Below are 24,995 nucleotides of genomic sequence, written 5' to 3' on the forward strand. Positions count from 1 at the left end.
GGGTCGGTATTTATGTCATCCGATGTTCGATCTCCCCTCAAGATTATTCGAATTGCCGCGCTGATTGTCGTAGTCGGTGTTGGCGTATGGGCATGCTCAGGACTGTCAGTCGGTTCGAGTACCGAATCCACCAACGATGCTTATGTAGAGGCCGATTTCACCCTCGTGGCACCGCGTGTGGCCGGCCAGATATCCGAGGTATCCGTCGACGACAATCAGTCGGTTAAAGCGGGCCAATTGCTGGTGCGCATCGACGACCGCGATTTCAAGGCTGCCTTGAAGAGCGCAGAGGCGGACGTGGCCGCGGCAAAGGCGTCGGTTGCGAACTACGACGCCGAGATCGCCCGCCAGCCCTCTCTGGTCGATCAGGCGCGCGCGACACTCAAGTCGGATGACGCGTCCGTCGCGTTTGCGCGGGAAAATGCGGCGCGCTACCAGAATCTTTCGGTGGCCGGAGCCGGCACGACGCAGGAGCAGCAGCACGCATCGAGCACGCTCGCCGAGCAACTCGCGCAGCAGGCTCACGATCAGGCGGCCCTGACCTCGACCGAGCAGAACCTGGCTGTACTGAGTACCCAGCGCGACAAGGCGGCGGGTGCGCTCGCGCGCGCCGAGGCGGCGCTCGATCAGGCCCAGCTCAATCTCTCCTATACGGAGATTCGTGCGCCGGTTGACGGCAAGGTGGGGCGACGCTCGGCGCGGGTGGGCGCATTCGTGACACCCGGTGCACCGGTTCTCGCCATCGTGCCGCTCTCCGATGCCTACGTGGTCGCCAACTTCCAGGAGAACCAGATTACCCGCATGCGGCCGGGCGAAAGCGTGCGGATCAAGGTCGACAGCTTTCCTGGCGTGGTGATTCACGGTCGTGTCGATAGTCTTGCGCCTGCCACCGGAGTGAGCTTTGCGCCTATTGCGCCCGACAACGCGACGGGCAACTTCACGAAGATCGTCCAACGCGTGCCGGTCAAGATCACCATCGACCGCGGACAGGAGGCGGCATCCGAGCTGAGCGTGGGTCTGTCCGTCGAAACGGAAGTGGCGGTCGGTCAGCATGGCGATGCGTCAGCTGAAAGGGGAGAGGGAAAATGAAGGTGAACTACCTTTTGTTCCGCGCGTTAGCGTTGGAGACCATGGCTTGCCTTGTGATAGCGGGCTGCACGGTCGGTCCGGATTTCAAACGGCCCACGACGTCCACGCCGCCGCAGGTGTTCGATCGCACCGAGGCTGCGAAGGCATCGAGCAAGGCGGTCGAAGCCGGATTCAACGGAGACTGGTGGACGCTGTTCGACGACCCCACCTTGAACGCGCTCGAACAGCAACTGGCCGCTGCGAATCTCGATGTGGCCGCGGCGTCGGCACGTCTGCGCCAAAGCCGCGCTGAACAGCGCGTCGCGGGTGCAGCGGAATTGCCCACGCTAGATGCTGCTGCCTCGTACGACCGCGAGCGCGGCAGTCCGAACGGCATCCTCGGACTGCTGGGCGTGAGCCCGACGGGAAGTCAGCCGCAGTCGGCATCGGGCAGCAACCCGCTCGGTGCGGCGGCATTGCCGGGCCCCACGGGCTCGCCGGCGTACAACCTCTATCAGGCGGGTTTCGACACGTCCTGGGAACTCGATATCTGGGGTCGCAATCGACGCGGTGTCGAAGCGGCGTCCGCGTTGGCGGATGCGTCTATCGAAGACCGCAATGGCGTGTTGTTGTCGGCGCGTGCGGAACTCGCGCGAGACTATATTGCCTTGCGCGACACACAGTCATTGCTGGCGATTGCGCGGCAAAACCTGGAGATCGCCCGCGATACCGCGAAGCTCACGCAGATCCGCGTGCGCGAAGGTGTCACGACGGATCTGGACGTAGCCAACGCGTCCGCGCAGGTGGCGTCGATCGAAAGTCTGTTGCCGACGCTCGAATCGCAATGTGAGACCAGGATCAACGCGATAGGCATTCTGCTCGCGCAGCAACCCGGTGCGCTCAAGCAAATGCTCGACGGTCCGCGTGCCGTCCCCGAGCTGCCTGCCCAGGTGCCGATCGGCTTTCCGTCGGAACTCGTGCAGCGCAGGCCGGATATCAGGCAAGCGGAAGCGCAGTTGCATGCGGCCACTGCGTCGATCGGCATGGCAAAAGCCGACTTCTATCCGCGCATCTCGCTCAACGGCAGTGCGGGCTTCCAGAGCCTTCAGCTCTCGAATCTGGCTAACTGGGCGTCGGGGCAGTTCGTTGTCGGACCATCCATTACGATGCCGATCTTCGAGGGCGGGCGGCTCAAGGGGACACTGCATCTGCGCGAGGGGCAACAACAGGAGGCCGCGGTCGTCTACCAGCACACCGTGCTCGAGGCCTGGCGCGAGGTGGACGATGCCCTTGTCGTCTACGATGCCGAGCAGATGCGGCGCGACAAGCTGACGGCGGTGGTGACGCTGAACCAGCGCGCATTGTCGGTGGCGCAGCAGCGCTACAAGGCCGGAGCGGTGGATTACCTGGACGTGCTGAACGTGCAGAAACAATTGCTGGAAGGCCAGAGCAATCTCGAACAAAGCAAGGCGACTGCGGCTGCGAATCTCATCACGCTGTGCAAGGCGTTAGGCGGTGGCTGGGAATCGACTTATGGCAACGCATCCACCTCGCAGTAGCGGCGAATGCGCACGCGCACGCATGAGGCCGGTATATTGATCGGATGAATAGCAATCGCGCGAGGACAGGGCAGTGTACGGGGGATCGCTGTCTGGCTAAAAAAAGCGGCATGCGCCGTGTACTTAATGAGCAATGCCATGTATTGTTGTTCATTAGGTATTTAAGAGGCGTGGAGTAAGCGCTGAAGCGCTTTAGCGCTTTAGCGCTTACTTCGATCGACAGGGGAGTCCGTAGTGGATTTCACCGGATATGAACTGGAGTCGCTTCACGATGACGGCGACTTCTCGCTCTATCGCGCGCGCAGACCCTGCCATCCTGTCTCGGTGCTCGCGCTGGTCGCCACACGTGGGGCCGCGCATAGCATCACACGGCTCGAACACGAATACGGCCTGGCCTCGTTGCTCGATTCCAGTTGGGCCGCTCAGCCCCTTGCGCTATACCGCCGCAGGGAGCCACCCATGCTCGTTCTCGACGACGATGGCGGCGAGCCTCTGCACCGCTTGCTTGGCCGTCCGCTGGAGCTCACGCGTTGTTTGCGCATCGCCGTCAATCTGGCGCGCGTCATTGGCCACGTTCATCGCTGTGGTCTCATTCACAAAGACATCAAACCGGCGAACGTGCTTGTCGACGGCAACGGCAATGTGCGGCTGACAGGCTTCGGCATTGCCTCGCAATTGCCGAATGAACATCAGCCACCCGCGCCGCCGGAGATCGTTGCCGGAACCTTTGCGTATATGGCGCCCGAGCAGACGGGCCGCATGAACCGCTCGATCGACACGCGCAGCGATCTCTACTCGCTCGGTGTCACGCTGTACGAGATGCTCACCGGCGCGCTGCCGTTCACGGCCACCGACGCAATGGAATGGATTCATTGTCATATCGCGCGCAGACCGCGGCCGCCAGGCGAGCGTGCCGACGGTATTCCGGCCGCAGTGGACAGCATCGTTCTGAAACTGCTCGCCAAGGCCGCTGAAGACCGTTACCAGACCGCAGCGGGTGTCGAAGCGGATCTGCGCTCGTGTCTGATGGAGTGGGAGGCGCACCATCGAATCGAGCCGTTCCCGCCAGGTACGCACGACGCGTCGGATCGGCTGCTGATCCCCGAAAAACTGTATGGGCGCGAGGCACAGATCGAAGCGCTCGTGACAGCGTTCGATCGTATCGTGGCAGGCGCTGGCGCTGAACTCGTGCTGATCTCCGGGTATGCGGGGATCGGCAAATCGTCGGTCGTCAACGAGTTGCACAGGATCCTGGTGCCGCCACGCGGCCTGTTCGCGTCCGGCAAGTTCGACCAGTACAAACGTGACATCCCTTACGTGCCGTTTGCGCAGGCTTTCCTGACACTCGTGCGCAACCTGCTGAGCAAGAGCGACGCGGAGGTTGAAGCGTGGCGGCACGCGTTACAGGAAGCGCTCGGCCCCAACGGTCAACTGATCGTGAATCTGATCCCCGAGCTTGCGCTGATTATCGGTGAGCAGCCCGAAGCGCCGGTGCTGCCGCCACTGGACGCGCAAAACCGCTTCCAGATGATATTCCGGCGCTTTCTCGGCGTATTCGCGCGGCCCGAACATCCGCTCGCGCTATTTATCGACGATCTGCAGTGGGTCGATACCGCGACGCTCGACCTGCTGACACATCTCGTCACGCATCCGGACGTCAAACACGTGCTGCTGGTGGGCGCCTACCGGGACAATGAGGTGGATGCAGCGCACCCGTTTGCGCGCACGCTCGAATCGATTAGCCGCGCCGATGGCAAGGTGCAGCGCATCGAGCTCGCGCCGCTGACGCCGGATAGCGTGACGCAACTCGTGGCGGATTCACTGCACTGCGACAGCGCGACCGCCCGGCCACTTGCGCAACTGGTGCATGAGAAGACGGGCGGCAATCCGTTCTTCACGATCCAGTTTCTGACGACGCTCGCCGATGAGAATCTGCTCGCCTTCGATGCGCGCGCCGCGATGTGGCGCTGGGAACTGCCGCGTATTCATGCGAAGGGTTTCACGGAGAACGTCGCCGATCTGATGGCCGCCAAGCTGAACCGCTTGCCGGATCTGACGAAAGATGCGTTGGGGCAGCTGGCGTGCCTTGGCAACGTCGCCGAAGTCGCGGCGCTGACATGGATCCAGGGCGGATCCGAGGAGACGATGCATGCGAGGCTGTGGGAAGCCGTGCGTACCGGCCTCGTGCTTCGCGTGGCCACCGCCTACGAGTTTGCGCACGATCGTGTGCAGGAGGCCGCTTATGCGCTGATTCCCGCTGAGCGGCGCGCCGAAGCGCATGTGCGGATCGGCCGGGCGCTGGTGTTGCGCACGTCGCCCGGAGCGCTTGAAGATGCCATCTTCGAGGTGGTCAACCATCTCAATCGCGGTGCGGCTCTGATCGTAACGCAGGCCGAGCGTGAGCAGGTCGTGGCGTTGAACGTCATCGCGGGCAAGCGTGCGATGAATTCGACGGCCTACGCGGCCGCGCGCAGCTATCTGGCGCAAGCTGCCGCGCTGCTGTCGCCTGACGCCTGGGCGCAGCGCTACGACAGCACGTTCGAACTCTATCTCGCGTTTTCGGAATGCGAATACCTGGTTGGCGATTTCGCCAAAGCCGATGCGCTGGCCGACATGATGCTGGCGAGCGCGCGCTCCAGTCTCGATCGCGCGAGGGTCTTTAGTCTGCGGATCGAGTTGTACCAGCTCGCCGGAAGATATGACGAGAGCTTCGAAGTCGCGCTCACAGCGCTGCGCGATTTCGACATTGTCTTTCCTGAAACCGATCAGGACATCCAGGCAGCGGTCGATCACGGCTTGCGGGATATCCGCATCAATCAGGCCGGACGTCCTATCCACGAACTGGTCGACACGCCCGTCGCGACGGATCCGGTGATTCTGGCGATCGTCAACCTGCTCCTTCAAGCGATGAACTGCGCCTTCGCCGCGCGGCCCGCGTATTACCCGCTCATCACCATGAAGGCGGTCAACCTCTCATTGCGCCACGGCAACACCGATAACTCCAGTTTTGCCTACGGCAATTACGCCTTGATGCTGGTTTCCCTGATCGGCGACATTCCCACCGCAGTGCAATTTTCAGAAATGTCGCTCAAGCTCAACGAGAAATTCGGCAACCGGCGCCTGAATGGCAAGCTGCTGCATCTGTACGGCTCGCACGTCAATTTCTGGCGCTGCCACATTGCGACCAATTTGCCGGTGCTCGAACGGGCGACTGCTGCATGCCTCGAAGTGGGCGACCTCGTTTTTGCAGGCAATATCGCATTCAATGCGGTGTGGCAGACCATCGAAACAGGCGCCGTCCTCGAAGACGTGCAGACGCTTGCGGAAAAGTACGCGGCGCTCGCGCGGGAGAGCCACAACGACGCGGTGTATGAGTTGATCCGGGTCGAGCGGCAATTCGTGGTCTGTCTGCGCGGCAAGACAACCGAAACGCTGAAATTGAATGACGATACGTTCGACGAAGCCGCTTGCTTCGACTCCATCATTCAATCGAATTTTGGCTGTGCCATTGGCGTCTATCGCATCATCAAGGTCATGCTTGCCTTCCTCGATGGCCGGTATGCCGACGCGTTGGAGGCTGCGCAGCGGGCGGAGGCGGTCCTGAGTTCGGTCATGGCCTTGTCGATCGAAGCCACGTTTCACTTCATTCATGCACTGACGTTGACGGCGCTCTATCCGGAGGCATCCGCAGAGCAGCAACAGGTCTACGGACGCATTCTTGCCGTGAAACTCAAGAAGTTCAAAATGTGGGCCGCGCACTGCCCGGAGAATTATCAGAACCGCTACGCGCTGGTCCGCGCGGAACTCGCGCGTATCGAAGGCCGCGATCTCGACGCCATGCGCCTCTACGAACAGGCCGTCCACGCCGCGCATGAAAGCGGCTTTCCTCACCACGAAGGCGTCGCCAACGAACTGGCGGGGCGCTTCTATCTGGGCCGCGGCCTCAGGACGAGCGCCGATGCTTATCTGCGCAATGCCCGCCATAGCTTTGCGGTGTGGGGCGCGGACGGCAAAGTCGCGCAACTCGACGAGCAATTCCCGCGCTTCGCCAATCAGGACGGCACCAGGGCGACCTCGACACTCAGTTTCGATTGGCGGCAGTTCGACGCCGCCACGCTACTGAAGGCGTCTCAGGCGCTGTCGAGCGAGATTGAGTTGAACGGTTTGATCGGACGCCTGATGACCATCGCGTTGCAGATCGCGGGTGCCGATCATGGCCTGTTAGTCGTGCTGCAGCCGCCGGACGGCTATCGGATCGAGGCAGAGGCGCGCAGTAATGCAAGCGGGATCGAGTTGACCCAAGGTTCGCTCGCCAGTTCAGCCGCGCCTGCCGCGCTGCTGCGTTACGTGATTCACACGCACAAGAGCGTCATCATCGACGATGCCTTGACGCCCAATATATTTTCTGAGGACAGCTACTTTGCAAGCGGAGCGACCCGCTCCGTGTTCTGCCTGCCGCTGGTCAGGCAGGGCAAACTCAGCGGGCTGCTGTATCTCGAGAACACCGCCACGTCGCATGTCTTTACGGCGCGCCGCTCGGCGCTGCTCGATCTGCTCGCGTCGCAGGCGGCCATTTCGCTCGAGAACACGCGCCTTTATGCCGATCTTCAGGAGCGCGAGGCGAGAGTTCGGCGGCTGGTGGATTCCAATATCATCGGAATTCACATTTGGGACTTCGAAGGAAACATCATCGAAGCCAACGATGCGTTTTTGCGCATTGTGGATTTCAGCCGCGAGGATCTTCTCTCAGGGCGTATCCGTTGGCCTGATCGGACTCCGCCTGAGTGGCGTACCCGTGACGAACTGGCGAAAGCGGAATTGCAGGCTACCGGCAGCGCGCAACCCTTCGAGAAAGAGTATTTGCGTAAAGATGGCCGCCGCGTGCCTGTGCTGATCGGGCTGACGGCATTTGGCGACCGGCAGGGGCAGGGCGTCGCGTTCATCATCGACCTGACCGAGCAGAAGCAGGCGCAACAGGAAGTGCGCGACAGCGAGCGACGCTACCTCGATCTGCAGATGGCGTTGGCGCATTCGAATCGCGTTGCGACCATGGGTCAGTTATCGGCGTCGATTGCGCACGAAGTGAAGCAACCCATCACCGCGGTCATTGCCTACGCGAGCGCGGGCTTGCGCTGGTTGGCGGTGCGCCCGCCCAATCTCGACGAAGTGCGTCACGCGCTGAACCGGATCGTCGCGGATGGCGAGCGTGCCGATAACGTGGTCGACCGCACGCGCGCCTTCTTTAAGAAGGTGCCGCAGCGAACCGATGGCCTCGACATCAACGAAACGATCCGTGAATTGATCGCGTTCATGCGCAGCGAGGCCAGCAAGCACGAGGTCGAGCTTTCGGTCCAGCTGGATGATGAACTGCCGCAGATCCAGGGCGATCGCGTTCAACTGCAGCAAGTGATGCTCAATCTCACGATGAACGCCCTTGAAGCGATGAGCACGATGACCGTCGGCGTGCGCACGCTCTTGATCCAGACCGGCAAGACCGAGGCCGGCGAAGTCTGCGTGACGGTGCAGGATTCCGGACCTGGACTTGACACTGACGATCTGGACGGCGTGTTCGGTGCATTCTTTACGACCAAATCGAACGGCCTGGGAATGGGCCTGACGATCTGCCGCTCGATCGTGGAAAGTCACGGAGGACGGTTATGGGTGACGTCTAACTCGCCAGAGGGCGCCACCTTCCGGTTCACTTTACCCGCACAAGCTCACGCATGACATCGCGTTAAGACATCGTCGCGAGGTCTTCATCGCGGTGCTTGAGTTGCGGGATCCTGATCGCATCATGCAACTCGGGCCGCACCGGTGCTCGGTAAAACTCGGCGCAGAAATCGACGAAGGTCCTGAGGCGCGCCGGAAGCAGTTCGCGGTGCGAATAGAAAAGGCATATTTCAACGTTGCTATCCGATGCCGTGCATTCCGGCAGGATGTGCACGAGATTGCCCATGTCGATATCTTCGCGAACCATGGTCTCCGGTAACGTGGCGATGCCCGTGCCGGTGAGCGCTGCGGCCCGCAGCAGGACTTCGTTACCGTCCATCGAGGACATGGGAGACACGCTCACTCTTCGGCCGGCCTCGTGCAGTTCGATGAAGTCCGCGCTCTTTTTGCGTGACTCGGGGTCGACCAGCAGAAAGTGGTGGGCCAGTTCCGCAGCGGACTTTGGCATGCCGTATTGCTGCAGATAAGCGGGTGACGCGACCAGAATACGCGGCGACCTGGAGAGCGTGCGGCGAATCACGGCAGATTGCTCCACGAGATGCGGCGGAAGAATCGCTATGTCGAAGCGGCCGTCATACAGGTTCGTCGCGCCATCCTGAACGGAGACAACGAGACTCACATTGGGCGCAATGGCGCGATAGCGCCGCACGAGGCGAGAGAACGTCTCGCTGACCAGCATTGGGTGGACGACGAGCCGCAGCCGTCCGCCGTTGACTTCATGCTCTTGCGAAATGCGCCGGTTTGCTTCGTCGAGCTCTTCCAGCAAACGGCAGCAAATCAGATAGTACGGTTGTGCCGCCTCGGTCAAGGAGACAGACCGGGTGGTCCTGAGCAATACCCTTGTCTGGATACATCCCTCGAGCTTGGCGATCGCCTTCGAGATTGAACCGGTGGTCACATTCAGGGATTCGGCGGCCTTGCTGAAGCTTTGATACCGCGCAGCTGCAACGAACGCACGCAACATATAAAGCTGATCCATCTCGCACCTCACAGGCAAATTTTTATAATCTCTGGCGGACGATAGAAGCGTATGCGCGATCGGCCCACGATTCCATTGTCCGATGTGGTGTGATGCGTTGTGCAGTCGCATGTCCGTCTAATACGTTCGGATGCTTTGCGCAAACGGCAGCTTGACGGACGCTGCGCTGATCGCGCTCAGGTCTGCGCCACGACCGTCACTCCGCTTACTTCTGCAATATTTCGCCAATCAGCGCGAGCAGGCGCGCGTCGTCCACGGGCTTTGAAAAGAAGCCGACGGCTCCGCCGGCATTGGCGCGCTCGCGCAGTTCCTGGGTTGCGTAGGCCGTAATGAAAATGACGGGGACCGGCTGCTCCGCGAGGTTGATCGCATCGAGCAGCGCAAATCCGTCCATGCCCGGCATGTGGATGTCCGCGATCACGAGCTTCAGCTCCGAGCGGCGGTCATCGCCGAGAAGATGGCTGCCGGACGAATAGGCAATGACTTTCCAGTTCGCCGAACGAAGCGAGCTGGACAATGCCATCCGGACCGACTCATCGTCGTCCACCACCCCAAGAACCGCAGAAGAGCGCTTTGATTTCATTACGAGTCCGCAGGGCGTTGAAAGGATTTGGAAAGGCGAATCCTATAGACAAATTACAAGCCTGCGGACAAGGCCACAATAAGACCTTCGAATGATTCTGGTGACAGTTCGTATTAGCCGGGCTCGATGCCGGCGCAGAAGGCAGCGCCCAGAACGGGCGCGCCGGGAGTGGCTAGCGGCCGCCCTGCGGGGCTTGCAGCACCTGTTGTAGCTTCTTGACGACGTCGGCCACCGAACTCGCGTTGAGCTTGTGCATGGCCTGCGCCCGATGGATTTTGACCGTCACCTCGCTGAGACACAGGTGGTCGGCGATCTGTTTGTTCAACAGACCATCGGCAACCAGCCGGATGACTTCGCGCTCGCGTGACGTAAGCGAATCGTAGGTTTGACGGATGCCTGCCACGATTCTTTGCTGGCGCTTTAATTCGCTGTCTCTTTTCAGGGCTGCGGCGATCGTATCGATCAGATCCTGGTCCTTGAACGGCTTCGTCATGAAATCGAAAGCGCCTGCTTTCATGGCTTTGACGGACATATCGATGTCGCCGTGTCCGGTCAGAAATACGATCGGAAATCGTACACTTTCTTTAAAGGGCTCTTGCTGCAAGGTCAGGCCGCTAGCCCCGCGCAACCGTACGTCGAGGATGAGACAACTCGGCACGTCCGGCATTTCGGAGGCGAGAAACTCGTCGGCCGATTCGAATGCGCGTACCTGAATCCCGACGGACATGAGAAGGGTCGTTAGCGCGCCTCGAATAGATTCATCGTCGTCCACCACATAAACGAGTGCGTCTGCAAATAATTCACTTCCTGCTACAGCGTTGTCGTGTTTCATCGCTATCTTCGAAAAGTTCATCACGGTAATTTGCCGCGATACTTTTCGTATAGTAAGCAATGCACGCACATACCGCTACTTATTGCGCACGATCTTTCCTGGCGCTGCGACACCGTGGCGTCACCTTTACCGGGTAGTGGGCCGCGTATCATCGAAGATATCTATTCTCCTGACGAAATATCGGATACGATGCTCGCCCTTTGTTTCATTGCAGGCAAATACAACTCAGATCCACTGTGCGGCGATAGATGTTTTTGTTGAGCCAGGGGACGAAGGTGTACTCATCGTAGGCATTGCTGCCGAGAAAAATCCAGTTGTGCAAAACGTGGGACATCTCCATCTCCATCTCCTCAAACAGGCGCGTCAATGCGCAACTGGATTTCAACTTAAGGTGTTATTGCTGGCGCGCCCGTTTGCTTCGCAACGACGCAAGGCCGATTGCCATCACGCAGGCGGCCTTGCTGAAGCATTCGATTGTCGAGAACAGCGCTATCGCGAACGACTGTTTGAATTCAGTCGGTAGTGCAGGGGCCACGGCTAACAGGCTCGCGCCGCAGATAAACGCAAACATCCCGTAAGCGAAACGCACTTTGGCGAAAGCAGCGAGGCCTGTGCCGACTACCACGAGCTTCGAAACGAGCAGGGCCAGCACGCCCGTCACCGGATCCGACATATCCAGTTCAAGCGGGGCTTCAATCAACGACCACGCACAGACCGTGAGGATCAGCGTTTTGAGCACACGCTCGGAATGTGCATGCACCATATCGGCGTTCACCTGAATGAAGTGCGGTGAGGCGAGCGCCTCGTCGTACAGGCTGGTTACCGGACCTGCAGTTTCCCTTGCATTCACGACGGGCTCTCCTGGGTGGTTGCGCGAGACGGTGGTCCGGCATGAGAACAGGGTAGGCGTTGGCATTGCCGAAGACCATTGTACGAAGGGGTAACAGGGCCGCTGAATAGGCGTGTGGAACCCATACGGCGGTATAGCCGGGCGGACCCAACGGCGGTCGCGGGAATGCGGATAGAAGCGAAACGCCAGCCTATGCACCTGGCATTGCATCCGCACGCACGGCATGCGTTATACCTTCGTATGGGTCCGCCAACCGAAGTGCGCTTGCGCGGCATGCCATGGACGTATGGTCTGCCCGCGCGATTCGAAGTAGGGTTCGTAAGGCGTATTCGATTTCTTTTTGCAAGTTCCCCTGACGATGCTCCAACAGGCATTCGTCTCAATGAACGGAGACTCACAATGAAGATTCTGATGGTTTTGACTTCGCACAACGTACTGGGCAACACCGGCAAGCCGACCGGCTTCTGGCTCGAAGAATTCACGGCTCCCTACTACGTCTTCACGGATGCGGGGGCAGAGGTCACCGTCGCCTCGGTGAAGGGCGGCCAGCCGCCTATCGATCCCAAGAGCGACGAGCCGGGCAACCAGACCGACTCGATGGAGCGGTTCAAGAAAGACGCTGCCGCGCAGAAAGTCCTCGCCAATACCATCAAGCTGTCCGAAGTAACGTCGGCCGGCTTCGATACGGTCTTCTATCCCGGTGGTCATGGCCCTTTGTGGGATCTGGTCAGTGACAAGAAATCCATTGCACTGATCGAAGCGTTCTACAACGCCGGCAAGCCGGTTGCCGCTGTGTGTCATGCACCTGCTGTCCTGAACAACGTGACCTATCAGGGGCAGCCCATCGTCAAGGGAAAGCGCGTCACGGGCTTTGCCAACAGCGAAGAGGAAGCCGTGCAACTGACCAATGTCGTGCCATTTCTCGTCGAGGATGAATTGAAGCGTCTGGGTGGCCTCTATGAAAAAGGCCCGGACTGGTCGGTCTATACGGTTGTCGACGGGAAGTTGATCACCGGTCAGAATCCGGCTTCATCCGGGCCGACCGCAGAGGCGCTGGTCAAACTTCTGAAGGGCTAATCATGTCGGCGCGGGCCTCACGGTCCGCGCCAGGATGAAAGTAGACAGCAAGCCATTCTTGACTCGGTGTATCAAGTGTTTTTAGCAGCACTGCATTTCACCACGGCTCAAAAGACAGTACTCTGCTTCGAAGCCCTAAGGAAATGCCATGGACATGTCACTACCCCTCGTCGAGCAGGCGCCGGCGACCAGCATCCCTCGTCTCGAGTCGCATCCCGGATACAACCGCGTGTTCCGCGAACACGAACTGACGGTCGGTCTCATCTTGCCGCTCGAAACGCATCCGCAGTCGCCGCAGCCCACCATGCGCGATCACATCGCGATGGCGCGCAAGGCAGAGGAAATCGGCGTGGCCGCCTTGTGGGCGCGCGATATTCCCTTTTTCGATCCGGCCTACGGCGACGCGGGGCAGATTTTCGATCCGCTGATCTATATTGCGCATCTCGCCGCTGCCACACGCAGTATCACGCTCGGCACCGCGGGCATTGTTCTGCCAATGCGCGAGCCGCTGCTGCTCGCCAAGCAGATCAATTCGCTGGATCATTTAACGGACGGGCGGCTGGTAGTCGGGATGTCATCGGGCGACCGTCCCTCTGAGTATCCAATCTTTGGGATTGATTTCGAATCACGGGGCGAGCGGTTTAGAGATGCCTTCGGTGTTTACCGGGCTGTCAGCGAACATTCGTTTCCACACTTCGCGTCCGCCCGTTTTGGCCGCAGCGAGGGCGCGTTGGACCTGCTGCCGAAGCCGCCGTATGGACGCACGCCGGCCATTGCGGTTGGCCGTTCGCAACAGAGCCTGGAATGGATTGCCGAAAACATGGATGGCTATCTCGGGTTCGTGCCTGACCCGGACAAGCTGAATGAATTCGGCAAAGACTGGCGCGCGCTAACGGCCCATGCCGGCAACGGCAGCCATCCCAAGCCCCTTGCCTTTGGTGGATTTCTTTATCTTCATCACAACCCGCATCTGCCGTTCAAGCGCATCAGAGGCGGATTTGCAGCAGGTAGTCGCGCGCTGCGAGACCTTCTGGAGCGGGCGAGAGACGCGGGAGTCCACCACGTTGCGCTGAATCCCAAGGTCACACCGCGCCCTTACGCCGAGATACTCGACGAATTGGGCAGCGTCGTGTTGCCGGGCTTTTCCGCGGCCTAGCACGTCGCCTTGTCGTGTCATGTCAGACCTTGGTTACACCGTGTAAAAAGTGAATTGAGGCTAGCCCGCTTGGTGGCATCGCGGTTCGGTCCTATATTCGTCCCGACAGCGGCCCGCATTCTTCGTGTTCGTCGAAACCGGCACAACGCGGCTGCACAACAGAGCAATTTAACTGGAATTGATGATGAAACTCGTATTGGTAGCCGACCCGATGTGCTCCTGGTGCTATGGCTTCAGCCAGGAGGTGCCGAAAATCGTAGAAGCGATGCCTGACCTCGAAATCCAGCTGGTGATGGGCGGCCTTTCCGCTGGTTCCACCAAGGTGCTGGATGACGCAGGCAAGCAGTTCCGTCTGACGCACTGGGCTCGCGTCGAGCAAATGAGCGGCGCGCAATTCAATCGCGACGCGTTGATGGCGCGCAAGAACTTCGTGTATGACTCGGAGCCGGTTTCCCGTGCAGTGGTCACGGCGCGTCTGATCGAGCCTTCGGTCAACCTGTTGAAGATCCTGTTCGCGTTCCAGCGCATGTTCTATATCGACGGCGCGGATACCACCGACGGTGCGGCGCTGGCGGAAGTTGGCGCAACGGCGTTGCAGGCTCAAGGTTTCGACGTCGATGCGAAAGCGTTCCTTGCCACGTGGAGTTCCGAGAAGGCGATCCAGACGACGCGTGCGGATTTCGCACTGGGCCGGCAATTGGGCGTGCAGGGCTTCCCTACGCTGTTCGTGGAGCACGACGGTAAGATTGGACAGATCACCTCGGGCTACGCGCCGGCGGCTTCCGTTCAACAGGCGCTCGCGCGTCTCGCTGCCTGATTGAATCGAACGGAATGAGACTGTAGGCACGCCGCGGATGGACACGTTACGCAACATGAAGGTTTTCGTCGAAGTGGCCGATGCAGGCAGCTTCACGGCGGCGGCCAATCAACTGGGCACTACAACGGGCAACGTGTCGCGGTCGATTTCCGAACTCGAATCCCATCTGCGCACGCGTCTGCTCAACCGCACGACGCGGCGTATCGCACTGACCGAGGCCGGCGAGCGCTACCTGCAACGGTGCTATGCGATCACGGCGTCGGTTGCGGAGGCCGAGGCAGAGGCATCGAACGCGCATGCGAAGCCGGTAGGCACGCTGCGCGTTCATGCGATGTCGAGCCTCGGGCAAAACTACGTGGTCCCTGCTGCGGCGGCTTACCAGGAACGTTATCCTGCCGTCACCGTGGATCTCACGCTTTCGCAGAACGTGCCGGACCTGCTGGAAGAAGGCTACGACGTAGCCTTGCGCGTCGCGCCGGGCGCCTTGCCCGACTCGGCCTACGTGTCGCGTCGACTGGGTACGTTTTATAGCATCCTGTGTGCATCTCCGAAGTATCTGGAGATACACGGTATGCCGCAGACGGTCGACGAATTATCGAATCACACTTGTCTTCAGGTTGCCGTGCCGCTGTTTCCGGCCGACCGTTGGCATCTGGAAGGGGCGAGCGAAGCGCGCGAATTCGTGCTGCCTGATGAGCGTTTCAGGGTGAACGTACCCGACGCCATGGCAATTGCCGTCCTGGAGGGAATGGGCATTGGCGCGTTGCCGACCTTCACGGTGCGCTCGCTGCTGCGCGCGGGCTTGCTCAAACGCGTGCTGCCCGCCTATCAACTCGAAACGCTCAATGTTTTCGCTGTGTATGCGTCACGTCAGTATCTCGACGCGAAGATCAAGACGTGGATAGAGTTCTTGCGCGACTGGACCGACGGTTCGCTAGACACCGATGATCTGACAATAGAAGCGACCTCGCACAACTGAAGCGTAGCGGCAGGTACACACGTGCACTCGCCGGCGAAGTCGCGCATTCATCAGGCCAATTGATACTTCTCGCGCACGAGATGGCCGATCCCCATGCGGTCGAGAATCGCCAGCGGACACAGGATGGTGACGCGCACCGTGCCTGGCAAGCGGCTGATCTCAATGGAACCGGTGATGGTCGCGCGATTGAGCACTTCTTCATAGCTGAGTCCGGTCACCGCAGCGGCCCGGTGCAGACCGTTTTCGGTGGCGGCGTTGAGATTCACCCCGCTGCCGATAAACGTAATCGGACCGCTCTGTTCCACTTCGTGCTGACCCCAGCGCGCACCCAGTTCGGCCACTTTTTGCCGCTGTGCCGCGGTCATGGGCCGTGCCATTGGCGGCAGATCGTCGAGGTTCTGCAGCAGGATGGGGCCGTCGATCGTCAGGCCTTTGATGACCTCGACGCTCAGCTCGGTTTCGCCGGATACGTCGGTGGCATGCCCGGCGATCTCGCCGTTGCCCTGTTGCGCGTGCATGTCGCCCATATAGACGCCTGCGCCTGGCACCTTGACCGGGCAGATCAGAATGCATCCCTCGCGCACGGAGTTGGTGTCCATATGCCCATCGGTCTTCGCGGCGTGCAATTCTTCGGTGGTCAGCGCATAGCGATGCGGCGCTCCGACCAGGTACTGGCCGAAATCCGCACAGTTGTGCGAATCGGGCAGGTCGCGGGACGGCGTGGTGCCAATGTTGCCGAGGAAGGGGCGCATATGCGCGGCCACACCGGGGATGTCGGCGCGTGCCAGTGACAGGATGGAATGTTGGGCGGCCAGTTCAGGCAGTGCCGACATCTCCGACGCGTTGCCCGCGAGACGATTCGCAATCTCCTGATTGACGGTCAGGCTCACCTGGTTCTCCTGATCCAGCACGATGACGTAGCCGTGGCTGAATTCAAAGGCACTGACCTCGGCCCCGCAATGATCGCAACGAATCGCGTCTGCGCCGGTGCCTTCGACGTGGCTGGCGGGATGTTCGGTGCCGCAGGCGGAGCAGAACTTCGCCACGAACGGGTCGCCGTGATAGCGGCCCTCGACGAACTTCATGACGCCCGACGAGGTGGCCATGGACGTCACGCGCATCCGCTGAATCTTGAGTGCAACCGCGTCGCCCACTTCGGCGCCGGCGATTGCGACAGGTTGCGTCACTTCGTGGCCGCCTTGAAATGCGGGGGTAATCATCGGCCCCCAACAACCCGGCGGCGTGCCGGTCACCAGCGTGCCGCCGTCGGCGAGCGGTCCGAGCATCGGCTGGCTGGGGCCGAGCAGGCCATTGGTATAGGTCTCGACGCGAAGATGCGTCACGGCGGGCTGGGTTGCGTGCGTGTCAGGCAGAGTGGTCGTCAATTGTCTAGCTCCATGTTCGGCGCCCGCAGCACCGTGTGCTTTCTGGCGGGCGCATGTTCTCTGTAGTCCAGCGCGCACACTGTATATATCGCATACGAACTGATCGAGTGCGATAAATCATACAGGAGTCATCCGGTGTGTCAATCGATGGCGATTAGATCGTGTGCGATAAGTAAGGTGGATTATTGACCTGAAGGAAACGATCTTGATGCGGGCATCGGGGCCCATTGTTAAGTCTGCTTAATGGGTGTGTCGACGAGGTGCGGGCGCGTGGCAGCGCGATGAGGCCGGGCGCCTTTCAGGTTGCTTGGAGTCTCTGCGAAGCGGGTGAGGACGAGCCTATTCGAAAGTATGACGGGGATGAACGATTAGGTGCATCACACATCCGATTGCACGACTAGCGACGGTGCCGGACATTGGATACCTTATGGTAACGCGGCAGTCGTCGCCAGAGCCTTAGAGCGACGGCACATCCACACGGCGCGCTGGTCCTGCTGTTACCGGCGCGGCGTCCTGTTCAGTGACAGTAAAACGTCATGTTTCGATTCGTAAGGAGGGCGGCCATGCTGCTGAGCCAACTGGATCCGTGGGTAGAGACGATACGATTGTTGTCCTCGGAATCGCGCTACCCAGATATTGTCGCTGATACGACGCCCGTCCCAAAACGCGGGAGATCCTGTGGCTGCGAGGTGAAGTCCAGTGCCAATTGCCCACCTCACCTGAAGGTGAGTCTGATTGAGCGGACCACCTCGTCGACCGTGACGATTGCCTGGCGTGATCCTACGAGTTGCTTCTACGGTGCCCAGATCTGGCGTCTCGCGAGCGCCAAGGCATCGGGCGTCTGCGCGTTGACGGGACAGCGGATCAGGCGTGGCGACCGCATCTTTCATCCGCATCGTTCGAAGCCGGTTCCGGTCAATGCCCGCGCGATGATCCTCGAATCGGCCTTGAACGCGATCGAGCCGTTGCGGGCGAGCCAGGCGTAGATAACGCGATTGACCAGAGAGGTGCAAGATGGACCAGCTTTATATGTTGCGTGCATTCGTGGCTGCTGCCCGATATCAAAGCTTTAGCAAGGCTGCAGAATCATTGAATGTGACAACCGGGTCGGTATCGAAAGCGATCGCCAAGCTCGAAGCGTGCATTCAGACGAGGCTCTTGCTGAGGACAACCCGGTCCGTTTCTCTGACCGAAGCGGCACAGCCCTACTATCTAAGCTGCTGCCGATTGCTGGAGGAACTGGACGAAGCAAATCGGTGCATTACGCGGGCACGTGAAGTCGATAGCGGAAAGTTGCGGCTGATCGTCCACCCGATGCTGATGAGCGAAACGTTTTCGCGCCTTGTGCGCGGCTATCACGCGATCGCGCCCAATGTGAGTCTGATCGTGTCCGTTCAGGAAGGCGCCGCCAACCTGTATGACGGCCGCTTCGACATGGCGATTCTGCCACCGCATCTCGTCGAACAGACTGCGGTGATTCGTCGGACGTTATCGAAATCGCCGCGCATCTTCGTTGCGGCGCCCGGGTATCTGGAGCAGTACGGGACTCCCCAGACTGCAGCGGAACTGAGTCATCACTTTCTGCTGGTGGATTCCGAATCGCGCAAGAAAGGGGTGGACGTGGTCGATCTGCTGGAGAGCGAAACCCGCGTGAGCGTGTCGCCCACTTCGTCGATGGACGGCAATGAAATCTTGCTCAGGGCTGCGGCACTGACGGGAACGGGCGTGGCCGCCCTGCCGGAAACCATGGTGCGTGAGGACATCGACGCGGGACGTCTGACGCATATCTTGCCGCGATGCACCACATCCGGCAGCAAGGTCGAAATCTGCCTGTTCTACTCGCACCGCGAACTGCTTCCTGTGCGGCTCAGGACCTTTGTCGACTATTGCACCCAGTTTTTCAGATCGTCGAACCGGTACGGCGCCAATGATGCCGACGTGGCATTGCCGGCGCAGGGCTGCCAGCAAGAGTACAGCTGGCAGGCACCTGAAGCGCGTTATGGATGAACTGGGTTGCCCGAACCGGTAGGCGGTGACCGGTCCCGGTCGCGGGTCAAAACGCGGCCGGGAAAACTCGCCTTTGCGAGTTAATCGCATGCGATGTATAATGTGCCTTTCATGACGTAGCAGCTTCGCGCTGAAAGGACGCAGATGAGCACGATCGAAAAGACAAGCCCTACCCCGAAGCTGGCTGATTTTCTCTGCTTCGCGGTCTACTCGGCTAACCTTGCCTTTGGCAAGGCTTACAAGCCCATCCTCGACGAGCTGGGACTCACCTATACGCAATACATCACTATCATTGCGTTGTGGGAGGAGGACAACCAGACGGTTGGCAGCCTGGGCGACAAGCTGTTTCTGGAGTCGAATACCCTGACGCCCATCCTCAAGAAGCTCGAGGCAATGGGCTATCTCTACCGGCAACGCGATCCTTCAGACGAACGCCAGGTATTGGTGAATCTGACCAAAAGCGGTCGGCGGCTGCGCGAGAAAGGTCTCAACATGGACCTCGTCGATGCCTGTGGCTTGACCACTCAGGAGTTCGGCAAGGTACAGAAAGCGATTGCGACGCTGCGCAACAACCTCATCAAGGCTGTGGAAGACCGGGAATGAGCAATGCGCGCTGCTCGCTCGGCGCCTGAGCGGGCAGCGTTTGTGGGGCAGGGGGATTGGGTGCGCTTATGCGGCCATTGTGCGGCCACTAGCCGGCCGTTACGCGGCCTCTATGCGCCCATTACGCAGCCATCAACGCAGGCGTTGCGGGTTGTAACGCCTCATGCGAGGCGGATGGCTGGCCACGGTTTTCGTCACGAAAAAACGTGGTGCAGAAATCGACGAAAGTCCGGAACCGTGCCGGCAGCAGCTCGCGGTGTGAATAGAACAAACAGATTTCAACATCGCTTTCGGACGTGGAACAGCCCGGCAACACCTGAAGCAGGTGACCTTGGGCCACTTCCTTGTGAATCATTGCTTCGGGCAACGCAGCAATCCCGGTGCCGGTGAGCGCTGCGGCGCGCAGAAGGGCCTCGTTGCCATCCATTGACGCCATGGGCAACACCCGCACCGGCCGGCCGTTCTCGAACAGATCGATAAAGTTGGTGTCCTGTTGGCGCAGCCGCGGGTCGATCAGCAGAAAATGCCGGGACAGCTCTTCGGCGTGCGCCGGTATGCCGTATTTGGCGAGGTAGGCCGGCGAGGCGACCAGCACGTTCGACGTCTTCGACAAGGTCCTGCGAATTACCGCCGACTGTTCGACAAGGTGCGGCGGAACAATCGCGACGTCGTAGCGCCCGTCGTAGAGATTGATCACGTTCTCCTGCACCGACACCGTCAGGTTCACGTTCGGGGCGATCGCGTGGTAGTTCGATAGCAGACTCAGGAATGTGCCGTTGACCAGCGAGGGATGAACGACCAGGCGCAGTTTGCCGCTGTCGACTTCCTTTTCCTGCGTAATCCGCCGATTGGCCTCATCGAGTTCCGCGAGCAAGCGGCAGCAACTCAGGTAGTAGGCTTGTGCCTCTTCGGTAAGGGTCACCGACCTCGTGGTCCGGTGCAGCACACGCGTCTGGATGGCGGCCTCGAGTTTGGCAATGGCTTTTGAAATGGATCCCGTCGTCACGCCGAGGGAAGCCGCCGCCTTGCTGAAACTTTTATGCTGTGCGGCTGCAACGAAGGCTCTCAACATGTAAAGCTGGTCCATCTTCTATCTCGCTGGAAAAACGAAAAACTCGGGGTTCGGAGATCGATCCTCGGTGCGTCACAGCCATGGACCAGGCCCTGAATCGCGTCATGCCGCGCTGAGTCTAGCAACGTTTGCGCAACGGACCGGCGATTTGTAACGATAGGGGTATCACCAAAAACGATAACCATTTAGCGACCTTATCAGCACACCAGCGCGCCACGGGGTCGTCGCGCGGCAAGTGCCGTTATTTCAGGCCGCGCTGTTTGCGATATTCGTCAGTCGGCAGACCGCCCCAGCCCCAGTTCTCCGTTGCCACTTCCTCGATGACCACGAACGTCGCTTCGAGCGGCTTTTTGAGCACGTCTAGCAGCAGGTGGCTGACGCCCTTGATGAGTTCAGCCTTTTCTTCTGCAGTGACCGAGTCGACGCCCGGCTTGGTGCCCTCGCGGGTCACCTGGATCGTGACGATTGGCATGGTGTTGTCCTTCATCGTGGTTGACAAAGCGGCCGCCGGGTTACAGCGGCCGGTCGTGCGGGGATGGAGCCTGGGGCAGCTTCGCGGTGCTCAATGTCCGGCGATCTGGCCGCCGTCGACGTGCAGGATCTCGCCGGTGACGAACGGTGCCGAATCCAGATACACGATCGCGTTGACGATGTCGCTCATCTCGCCCATGCGGCCCATCGGATGGAGCGCGCCGAGCGCCGCATGCGTTTCCACCGCGTGCATCGGCGACTTGATGATGCCGGGCGCCACTGCGTTGGCGCGGATACCGCGCTTGGCGTACTCGATCGCGAGGGAACGGGTGGCTGCGTTCAGGCCGCCCTTGGTGAGCGAAGCGAGTACCGAGGGCACGCCGTCGATCGCGGAGTCAGCCAGCGTAGTGCTGATGCTGACGATATGGCCGCTGGACTGCTTTTCCATTTCGGCAATAGCGAGTTGCGTGATGTAGAAGAAGCCGTTCAGGTTCACGGCGATGACCGACGCGTAGTCTTCCGCGGTATAGGCGGTAAAAGGCTTGGCGAGGAACACGCCGGCATTGTTGACCAGCGTGTCGATCCGGCCGAAGCGCGCAACACCCTCGCTGATGACGCGCCGAGCAGTCGCAGGGTCGGCAATGTCGCCGGCTACGGCCAGAATGTTGGGGTCTTCCGACGCCTTGATGCTGCGTGCGGTGGCGACCACGCGGTAGTCGAGCTTGCGGAAAGCCTTGACCACTTCTGCGCCGATGCCTTGCGAGGCGCCTGTAACGACAATGACCTTTTGCGACGTGCTCATCTGAAACCTCCGAATCGATTGAGTGGGACTTTTGCGATCGGGCTCGTGGCCCCGATACGGACCTAATCTAGGCGCGTTGGCGTCAAGTTCAAATACCCGGAGCGGACAAACACTTGTGATTCGGTGGAACAAATCATGCGCATTGGGCGCTAAGTGCATGGGAACCGGGGCTTTTCGGTAAATATAGCGTGTGTGAATTAATCGCAAGCGATTGACATGGCCGAAAATTTGTTTATGATTCGTCTCACCCGCTCGAATCGTATGCGATTGATCTGCGGATGTCTACTTTCCGCTACGCTCATTGGAGTTACAACATGAAGAATTTCTCACTTGCTGCCGCATTGTTCGCAGCTGTCACTGTCCTCGCCGTTCCCGCCGCCGCAACGGCGCAGGAAGCGAATGCTGGCCTGACGCGGGCTCAGGTGCGCGCTGAACTGGTGCAACTGGAAAGCGTGGGCTACAACCCGCATCGCGTCACGGTGAAGTATCCGGCCGACATCGCAGCGGCCGAAACGAAGCTGCGCGCTTCGAACGGTATTACGCGCGATGCGGCGAATTCGGGCGACGCAGAGACTCGCATCAGTAACTCGCTGGCAGGTAGCTGAGTCACGGCGAGGTTTCGCAATACACGGCCTTCGCAACGGCTTGCTGGACAAATTTATTTTTCTTAAATCATTAAACACAAGGAGTCTGACATGAGCAATGCGCAGACAGGTAACGAAGCCACAGCAGCGACGGTGGACATGAAACTCGAGGTCGTGGTGATTCCGGTCTCGGACGTCGATCGTGCAAAGCAGTTCTACGTCGATCTGGGCTGGAAACTCGATGTCGATATCGCCAAAGACGACCAGTTTCGGGTCGTTCATTTCACGCCGCCGGGATCGCAAGGTTCGATCCTCTTCGGTACGGGTGTGACGACTCAAGCGCCGGGTTCGACGCGGGGCTTGCATCTGATCGTGTCGGACGTCGTCGCTGCGCGTGCGGCGCTGGTGGCGCGCGGCATCGAGGTGAGCGAGGTTTTCCATGACGCGGGCGGCCTGTTCCACCGCGCCGGCGAGGAGGGACGCGTGAGCGGTCCGCATCCGACGCGGGGCAGCTATGGTTCTTTTGCTTCGTTCAGCGATCCTGATGGAAATGAATGGGTCTTCCAGGAAGTCACTGCACGACTCCCCGGCCGCACGGATGCGCCCGCCAGCACCTTCACTTCGTCGCTCGAACTCGCAGGAGCCCTGCGCCGCGCCGCAGCTGCACATGGCGAACATGAAAAAGTGACCGGACAGCATGACGAAAACTGGCCGGACTGGTACGCAGACTACATCGTTGCTGAGCAGGCCGGCACTCCCTTGCCGAAATGAGACTGGCAGCGCGGATGAAATGCCTCGTTGGTTGACTCGTCCCGTTTAGCGGATGGGTCGATCAACAATCACGAGATTATCTTGAGCCGTACGAAGCAATGCCGGCTTATGCAACCCGTTTCGTCGTCCAGATGGATCAAAGGTTGCAACAGGAAAATCCAGTGCGAGGCATTTGTTCGCGGGCGACATAAGTGTTGTTCTGGCCCAGCCATTTACGCGGAGAGTTTGCGTCCGCACAATCGTTATAACTACTGTGGACTGCTGATTGCGGTTTGCTGTCGCTCAATTTAATTGCACTCGTTGCAAACAGGAACTTGTATGTCTGACGATATCCTCCCCCGAATTCCCTCGCGTCGTCGCTTCATTAGCGTGGCAGCGGCGGCCGCAGTGGCTGGCTCGTTGAGCCAGCTCGCATTCGCAGAAACGAGTCAGGGCGTTACCGACATCGCGCAAGCGAGCGGCGGCGACAAAACCGCTATTCGCCCTCTTAAAGTGCATGCACCGGAAGCACGCCTGATCGATTTGAAACGGCGTATCAAGGCCACCAACTGGCCTGAGCGCGAAACGGTCACTGACTCGTCGCAAGGCGTGCAACTCGCAACCATGCAGTCGCTCGCGCGTTATTGGTCGACCAACTATGACTGGCGCAAGGTCGAGGCACGGCTGAACGCGCTGCCGCAGTTCATCACCGAAATCGACGGACTCGACATTCACTTCATCCACGTGCGTTCGAAACATGAAAATGCGCTACCGATGATCGTCACGCACGGCTGGCCAGGCTCGATCATCGAACAACTGAAGCTCATCGATCCGTTGACCAATCCGACGGCACATGGCGGCACCGCAGCGGACGCGTTCGACCTCGTGATTCCGTCGCTGCCGGGCTACGGCTTCTCGGGCAAGCCGACCGCCACCGGCTGGGATCCGCAGCGTATTGCGCGTGCGTGGGTCGCACTGATGCAGCGCCTCGGCTACACGCGCTATGTCGCGCAAGGCGGCGATTGGGGCAATGCGATCACGGAACAGATGGCCCTGCTGACGCCGCCGGGACTGCTCGGCATTCACACCAACATGCCGGCTACCGTGCCGGACGACGTCGCCCAGGCGCTCAAACTGAACCAGCCCGCACCGGCAGGTCTCTCGGGCGACGAGAAGCACGCATTCGACCAGCTCGACTACTTCTACAAGCATGGCCTCGGCTACGCGCTGGAAATGGCGAACCGCCCGCAGACGTTGTACGGCATTGAAGATTCGCCTATTGGCCTCGCCGCGTGGATGCTCGACCACGACGCTGCCAGCCAGGCCATGATTGCCCGCGTCTTTAGCGGTCAAACCGAGGGGCTCTCACGCGACGACGTGCTCGACAATGTCACGCTCTATTGGCTCACGAACACGGCGGTGTCTTCGGCGCGTCTGTATTGGGAAAACAAGCTCAACTTCTTTGCTCCCAAGCACGTGACGATCCCGGTCGCAGTCAGCGTCTTTCCGGATGAGATCTACGCCGCTCCGCAAAGCTGGACGGAGAAAGCGTATCCGAAGCTGATTCACTTTAACCGCCTGCCTAAAGGCGGCCACTTTGCAGCGTGGGAACAGCCGCAGGAATTCACCGATGAAATTCGCGTGAGCTTCCGGCAACTGCGTTAAACGCATCGCAGTGGGCGATGCCATCG

Annotated in this window: 22 protein-coding genes; 13 read left to right on the top strand and 9 right to left on the bottom strand. The window is 60.0% G+C overall.

Features of this window, described 5'->3' with window-relative positions:
* The first annotated feature begins 12 nt into the window (after positions 1-12).
* The 3 genes from P3T43_RS29735 to P3T43_RS29745 all read left to right on the top strand — a co-directional run bounded on the left by P3T43_RS29735 (position 13) and on the right by P3T43_RS29745 (position 8,354).
* Positions 13-1,089 carry an HlyD family secretion protein gene (locus P3T43_RS29735; RefSeq protein WP_429284579.1) on the top strand — a complete coding sequence of 359 codons (1,077 nt, stop codon included), beginning with the start codon at positions 13-15 and terminating at the stop codon, positions 1,087-1,089.
* Positions 1,090-1,130: 41 nt separating this feature from the next.
* A complete protein-coding gene (locus tag P3T43_RS29740) occupies positions 1,131-2,627 on the top strand; it encodes an efflux transporter outer membrane subunit (protein WP_429284609.1) in 1,497 nt (498 codons plus the stop codon).
* Between the two features lie 234 nt (positions 2,628-2,861).
* On the top strand, positions 2,862-8,354 hold the full coding sequence (locus P3T43_RS29745) for a trifunctional serine/threonine-protein kinase/ATP-binding protein/sensor histidine kinase (RefSeq protein ID WP_429284580.1): 5,493 nt from the start codon (positions 2,862-2,864) through the stop codon (positions 8,352-8,354).
* Between the two features lie 7 nt (positions 8,355-8,361).
* Here P3T43_RS29745 and P3T43_RS29750 read toward each other — a convergent pair whose 3' ends face one another.
* From P3T43_RS29750 to P3T43_RS29770, 5 genes are all read right to left on the bottom strand, one after another.
* Positions 8,362-9,336 carry a LysR family transcriptional regulator gene (locus tag P3T43_RS29750; protein WP_429284581.1) on the bottom strand — a complete coding sequence of 325 codons (975 nt, stop codon included), beginning with the start codon at positions 9,334-9,336 and terminating at the stop codon, positions 8,362-8,364.
* Between the two features lie 205 nt (positions 9,337-9,541).
* A complete protein-coding gene (locus P3T43_RS29755; protein WP_429284582.1) occupies positions 9,542-9,919 on the bottom strand; it encodes a response regulator transcription factor in 378 nt (125 codons plus the stop codon).
* 172 nt (positions 9,920-10,091) lie between these two features.
* Entirely contained in the window at positions 10,092-10,751 is a 660-nt protein-coding gene (locus P3T43_RS29760; RefSeq protein WP_429284583.1) for a response regulator transcription factor, read from the bottom strand.
* 205 nt (positions 10,752-10,956) lie between these two features.
* On the bottom strand, positions 10,957-11,085 hold the full coding sequence (locus P3T43_RS29765) for a hypothetical protein (RefSeq protein WP_429284584.1): 129 nt from the start codon (positions 11,083-11,085) through the stop codon (positions 10,957-10,959).
* A 60-nt stretch (positions 11,086-11,145) separates the two neighbouring features.
* Positions 11,146-11,601 carry a hypothetical protein gene (locus P3T43_RS29770; RefSeq protein ID WP_429284585.1) on the bottom strand — a complete coding sequence of 152 codons (456 nt, stop codon included), beginning with the start codon at positions 11,599-11,601 and terminating at the stop codon, positions 11,146-11,148.
* A 399-nt stretch (positions 11,602-12,000) separates the two neighbouring features.
* On the opposite strand from P3T43_RS29770, the gene P3T43_RS29775 reads away from it, so the two are divergent.
* From P3T43_RS29775 to P3T43_RS29790, 4 genes are all read left to right on the top strand, one after another.
* Entirely contained in the window at positions 12,001-12,678 is a 678-nt protein-coding gene (locus P3T43_RS29775; RefSeq protein WP_429284586.1) for a type 1 glutamine amidotransferase domain-containing protein, read from the top strand.
* A 148-nt stretch (positions 12,679-12,826) separates the two neighbouring features.
* A complete protein-coding gene (locus P3T43_RS29780) occupies positions 12,827-13,834 on the top strand; it encodes an LLM class oxidoreductase (RefSeq protein ID WP_429284587.1) in 1,008 nt (335 codons plus the stop codon).
* A gap of 184 nt (positions 13,835-14,018) precedes the next feature.
* Complete coding sequence (locus P3T43_RS29785) at positions 14,019-14,651, top strand: DsbA family protein (protein ID WP_429284588.1); 633 nt, start codon at positions 14,019-14,021, stop codon at positions 14,649-14,651.
* 37 nt (positions 14,652-14,688) lie between these two features.
* Entirely contained in the window at positions 14,689-15,630 is a 942-nt protein-coding gene (locus tag P3T43_RS29790) for a LysR family transcriptional regulator (protein WP_429284589.1), read from the top strand.
* A 50-nt stretch (positions 15,631-15,680) separates the two neighbouring features.
* Here P3T43_RS29790 and P3T43_RS29795 read toward each other — a convergent pair whose 3' ends face one another.
* Positions 15,681-17,015: an acetamidase/formamidase family protein gene (locus tag P3T43_RS29795; protein WP_429284590.1), complete on the bottom strand. Its 1,335-nt coding sequence runs from the start codon at positions 17,013-17,015 to the stop codon at positions 15,681-15,683.
* Between the two features lie 563 nt (positions 17,016-17,578).
* On the opposite strand from P3T43_RS29795, the gene P3T43_RS29800 reads away from it, so the two are divergent.
* From P3T43_RS29800 to P3T43_RS29810, 3 genes are all read left to right on the top strand, one after another.
* Positions 17,579-18,001 (top strand): DUF3331 domain-containing protein, encoded by a 423-nt coding sequence (locus tag P3T43_RS29800; protein WP_429284591.1) that lies wholly within the window; start codon positions 17,579-17,581, stop codon positions 17,999-18,001.
* Positions 18,002-18,029: 28 nt separating this feature from the next.
* Positions 18,030-19,022 (top strand): LysR family transcriptional regulator, encoded by a 993-nt coding sequence (locus tag P3T43_RS29805; protein ID WP_429284592.1) that lies wholly within the window; start codon positions 18,030-18,032, stop codon positions 19,020-19,022.
* 144 nt (positions 19,023-19,166) lie between these two features.
* The gene (locus P3T43_RS29810) at positions 19,167-19,625 is read left to right on the top strand and encodes a MarR family winged helix-turn-helix transcriptional regulator (RefSeq protein ID WP_429284593.1); all 459 of its coding nucleotides are present in this window, start codon (positions 19,167-19,169) and stop codon (positions 19,623-19,625) included.
* Between the two features lie 121 nt (positions 19,626-19,746).
* Here the strand turns inward: P3T43_RS29810 and P3T43_RS29815 are convergent, their stop codons facing one another.
* From P3T43_RS29815 to P3T43_RS29825, 3 genes are all read right to left on the bottom strand, one after another.
* Complete coding sequence (locus P3T43_RS29815) at positions 19,747-20,712, bottom strand: LysR family transcriptional regulator (protein ID WP_429284594.1); 966 nt, start codon at positions 20,710-20,712, stop codon at positions 19,747-19,749.
* Between the two features lie 226 nt (positions 20,713-20,938).
* Positions 20,939-21,169 (bottom strand): tautomerase family protein, encoded by a 231-nt coding sequence (locus tag P3T43_RS29820; protein WP_429284595.1) that lies wholly within the window; start codon positions 21,167-21,169, stop codon positions 20,939-20,941.
* A gap of 90 nt (positions 21,170-21,259) precedes the next feature.
* Positions 21,260-21,970: an SDR family NAD(P)-dependent oxidoreductase gene (locus P3T43_RS29825; protein ID WP_429284596.1), complete on the bottom strand. Its 711-nt coding sequence runs from the start codon at positions 21,968-21,970 to the stop codon at positions 21,260-21,262.
* A gap of 314 nt (positions 21,971-22,284) precedes the next feature.
* Between P3T43_RS29825 and P3T43_RS29830 the strand changes: the two genes are divergently transcribed.
* The 3 genes from P3T43_RS29830 to P3T43_RS29840 all read left to right on the top strand — a co-directional run bounded on the left by P3T43_RS29830 (position 22,285) and on the right by P3T43_RS29840 (position 24,969).
* Positions 22,285-22,575 (top strand): DUF4148 domain-containing protein, encoded by a 291-nt coding sequence (locus tag P3T43_RS29830; RefSeq protein ID WP_429284597.1) that lies wholly within the window; start codon positions 22,285-22,287, stop codon positions 22,573-22,575.
* Positions 22,576-22,665: 90 nt separating this feature from the next.
* Positions 22,666-23,325: a VOC family protein gene (locus P3T43_RS29835; protein WP_429284598.1), complete on the top strand. Its 660-nt coding sequence runs from the start codon at positions 22,666-22,668 to the stop codon at positions 23,323-23,325.
* A 318-nt stretch (positions 23,326-23,643) separates the two neighbouring features.
* A complete protein-coding gene (locus P3T43_RS29840; RefSeq protein ID WP_429284599.1) occupies positions 23,644-24,969 on the top strand; it encodes an epoxide hydrolase family protein in 1,326 nt (441 codons plus the stop codon).
* Positions 24,970-24,995 lie beyond the last annotated feature (26 nt).

It is taken from the genome of Paraburkholderia sp. GAS41, from assembly GCF_050436545.1.
In the GTDB taxonomy this organism is placed as follows: domain Bacteria; phylum Pseudomonadota; class Gammaproteobacteria; order Burkholderiales; family Burkholderiaceae; genus Paraburkholderia.

Excerpts from the sequence above, each read along its gene's own strand:
- P3T43_RS29735 (WP_429284579.1), top strand. The coding sequence starts at position 13 with ATGTCATCCGATGTTCGATCTCCCCTCAAGATTATTCGAATTGCCGCG.
- P3T43_RS29740 (WP_429284609.1), top strand. The coding sequence starts at position 1,131 with ATGGCTTGCCTTGTGATAGCGGGCTGCACGGTCGGTCCGGATTTCAAA.
- P3T43_RS29750 (WP_429284581.1), bottom strand. The coding sequence starts at position 9,336 with ATGGATCAGCTTTATATGTTGCGTGCGTTCGTTGCAGCTGCGCGGTAT.
- P3T43_RS29755 (WP_429284582.1), bottom strand. The coding sequence starts at position 9,919 with ATGAAATCAAAGCGCTCTTCTGCGGTTCTTGGGGTGGTGGACGACGAT.
- P3T43_RS29760 (WP_429284583.1), bottom strand. The coding sequence starts at position 10,751 with ATGAAACACGACAACGCTGTAGCAGGAAGTGAATTATTTGCAGACGCA.
- P3T43_RS29765 (WP_429284584.1), bottom strand. The coding sequence starts at position 11,085 with ATGTCCCACGTTTTGCACAACTGGATTTTTCTCGGCAGCAATGCCTAC.
- P3T43_RS29775 (WP_429284586.1), top strand. The coding sequence starts at position 12,001 with ATGAAGATTCTGATGGTTTTGACTTCGCACAACGTACTGGGCAACACC.
- P3T43_RS29780 (WP_429284587.1), top strand. The coding sequence starts at position 12,827 with ATGGACATGTCACTACCCCTCGTCGAGCAGGCGCCGGCGACCAGCATC.
- P3T43_RS29785 (WP_429284588.1), top strand. The coding sequence starts at position 14,019 with ATGAAACTCGTATTGGTAGCCGACCCGATGTGCTCCTGGTGCTATGGC.
- P3T43_RS29790 (WP_429284589.1), top strand. The coding sequence starts at position 14,689 with ATGGACACGTTACGCAACATGAAGGTTTTCGTCGAAGTGGCCGATGCA.
- P3T43_RS29800 (WP_429284591.1), top strand. The coding sequence starts at position 17,579 with ATGCTGCTGAGCCAACTGGATCCGTGGGTAGAGACGATACGATTGTTG.
- P3T43_RS29805 (WP_429284592.1), top strand. The coding sequence starts at position 18,030 with ATGGACCAGCTTTATATGTTGCGTGCATTCGTGGCTGCTGCCCGATAT.
- P3T43_RS29810 (WP_429284593.1), top strand. The coding sequence starts at position 19,167 with ATGAGCACGATCGAAAAGACAAGCCCTACCCCGAAGCTGGCTGATTTT.
- P3T43_RS29815 (WP_429284594.1), bottom strand. The coding sequence starts at position 20,712 with ATGGACCAGCTTTACATGTTGAGAGCCTTCGTTGCAGCCGCACAGCAT.
- P3T43_RS29820 (WP_429284595.1), bottom strand. The coding sequence starts at position 21,169 with ATGCCAATCGTCACGATCCAGGTGACCCGCGAGGGCACCAAGCCGGGC.
- P3T43_RS29825 (WP_429284596.1), bottom strand. The coding sequence starts at position 21,970 with ATGAGCACGTCGCAAAAGGTCATTGTCGTTACAGGCGCCTCGCAAGGC.
- P3T43_RS29830 (WP_429284597.1), top strand. The coding sequence starts at position 22,285 with ATGAAGAATTTCTCACTTGCTGCCGCATTGTTCGCAGCTGTCACTGTC.
- P3T43_RS29835 (WP_429284598.1), top strand. The coding sequence starts at position 22,666 with ATGAGCAATGCGCAGACAGGTAACGAAGCCACAGCAGCGACGGTGGAC.
- P3T43_RS29840 (WP_429284599.1), top strand. The coding sequence starts at position 23,644 with ATGTCTGACGATATCCTCCCCCGAATTCCCTCGCGTCGTCGCTTCATT.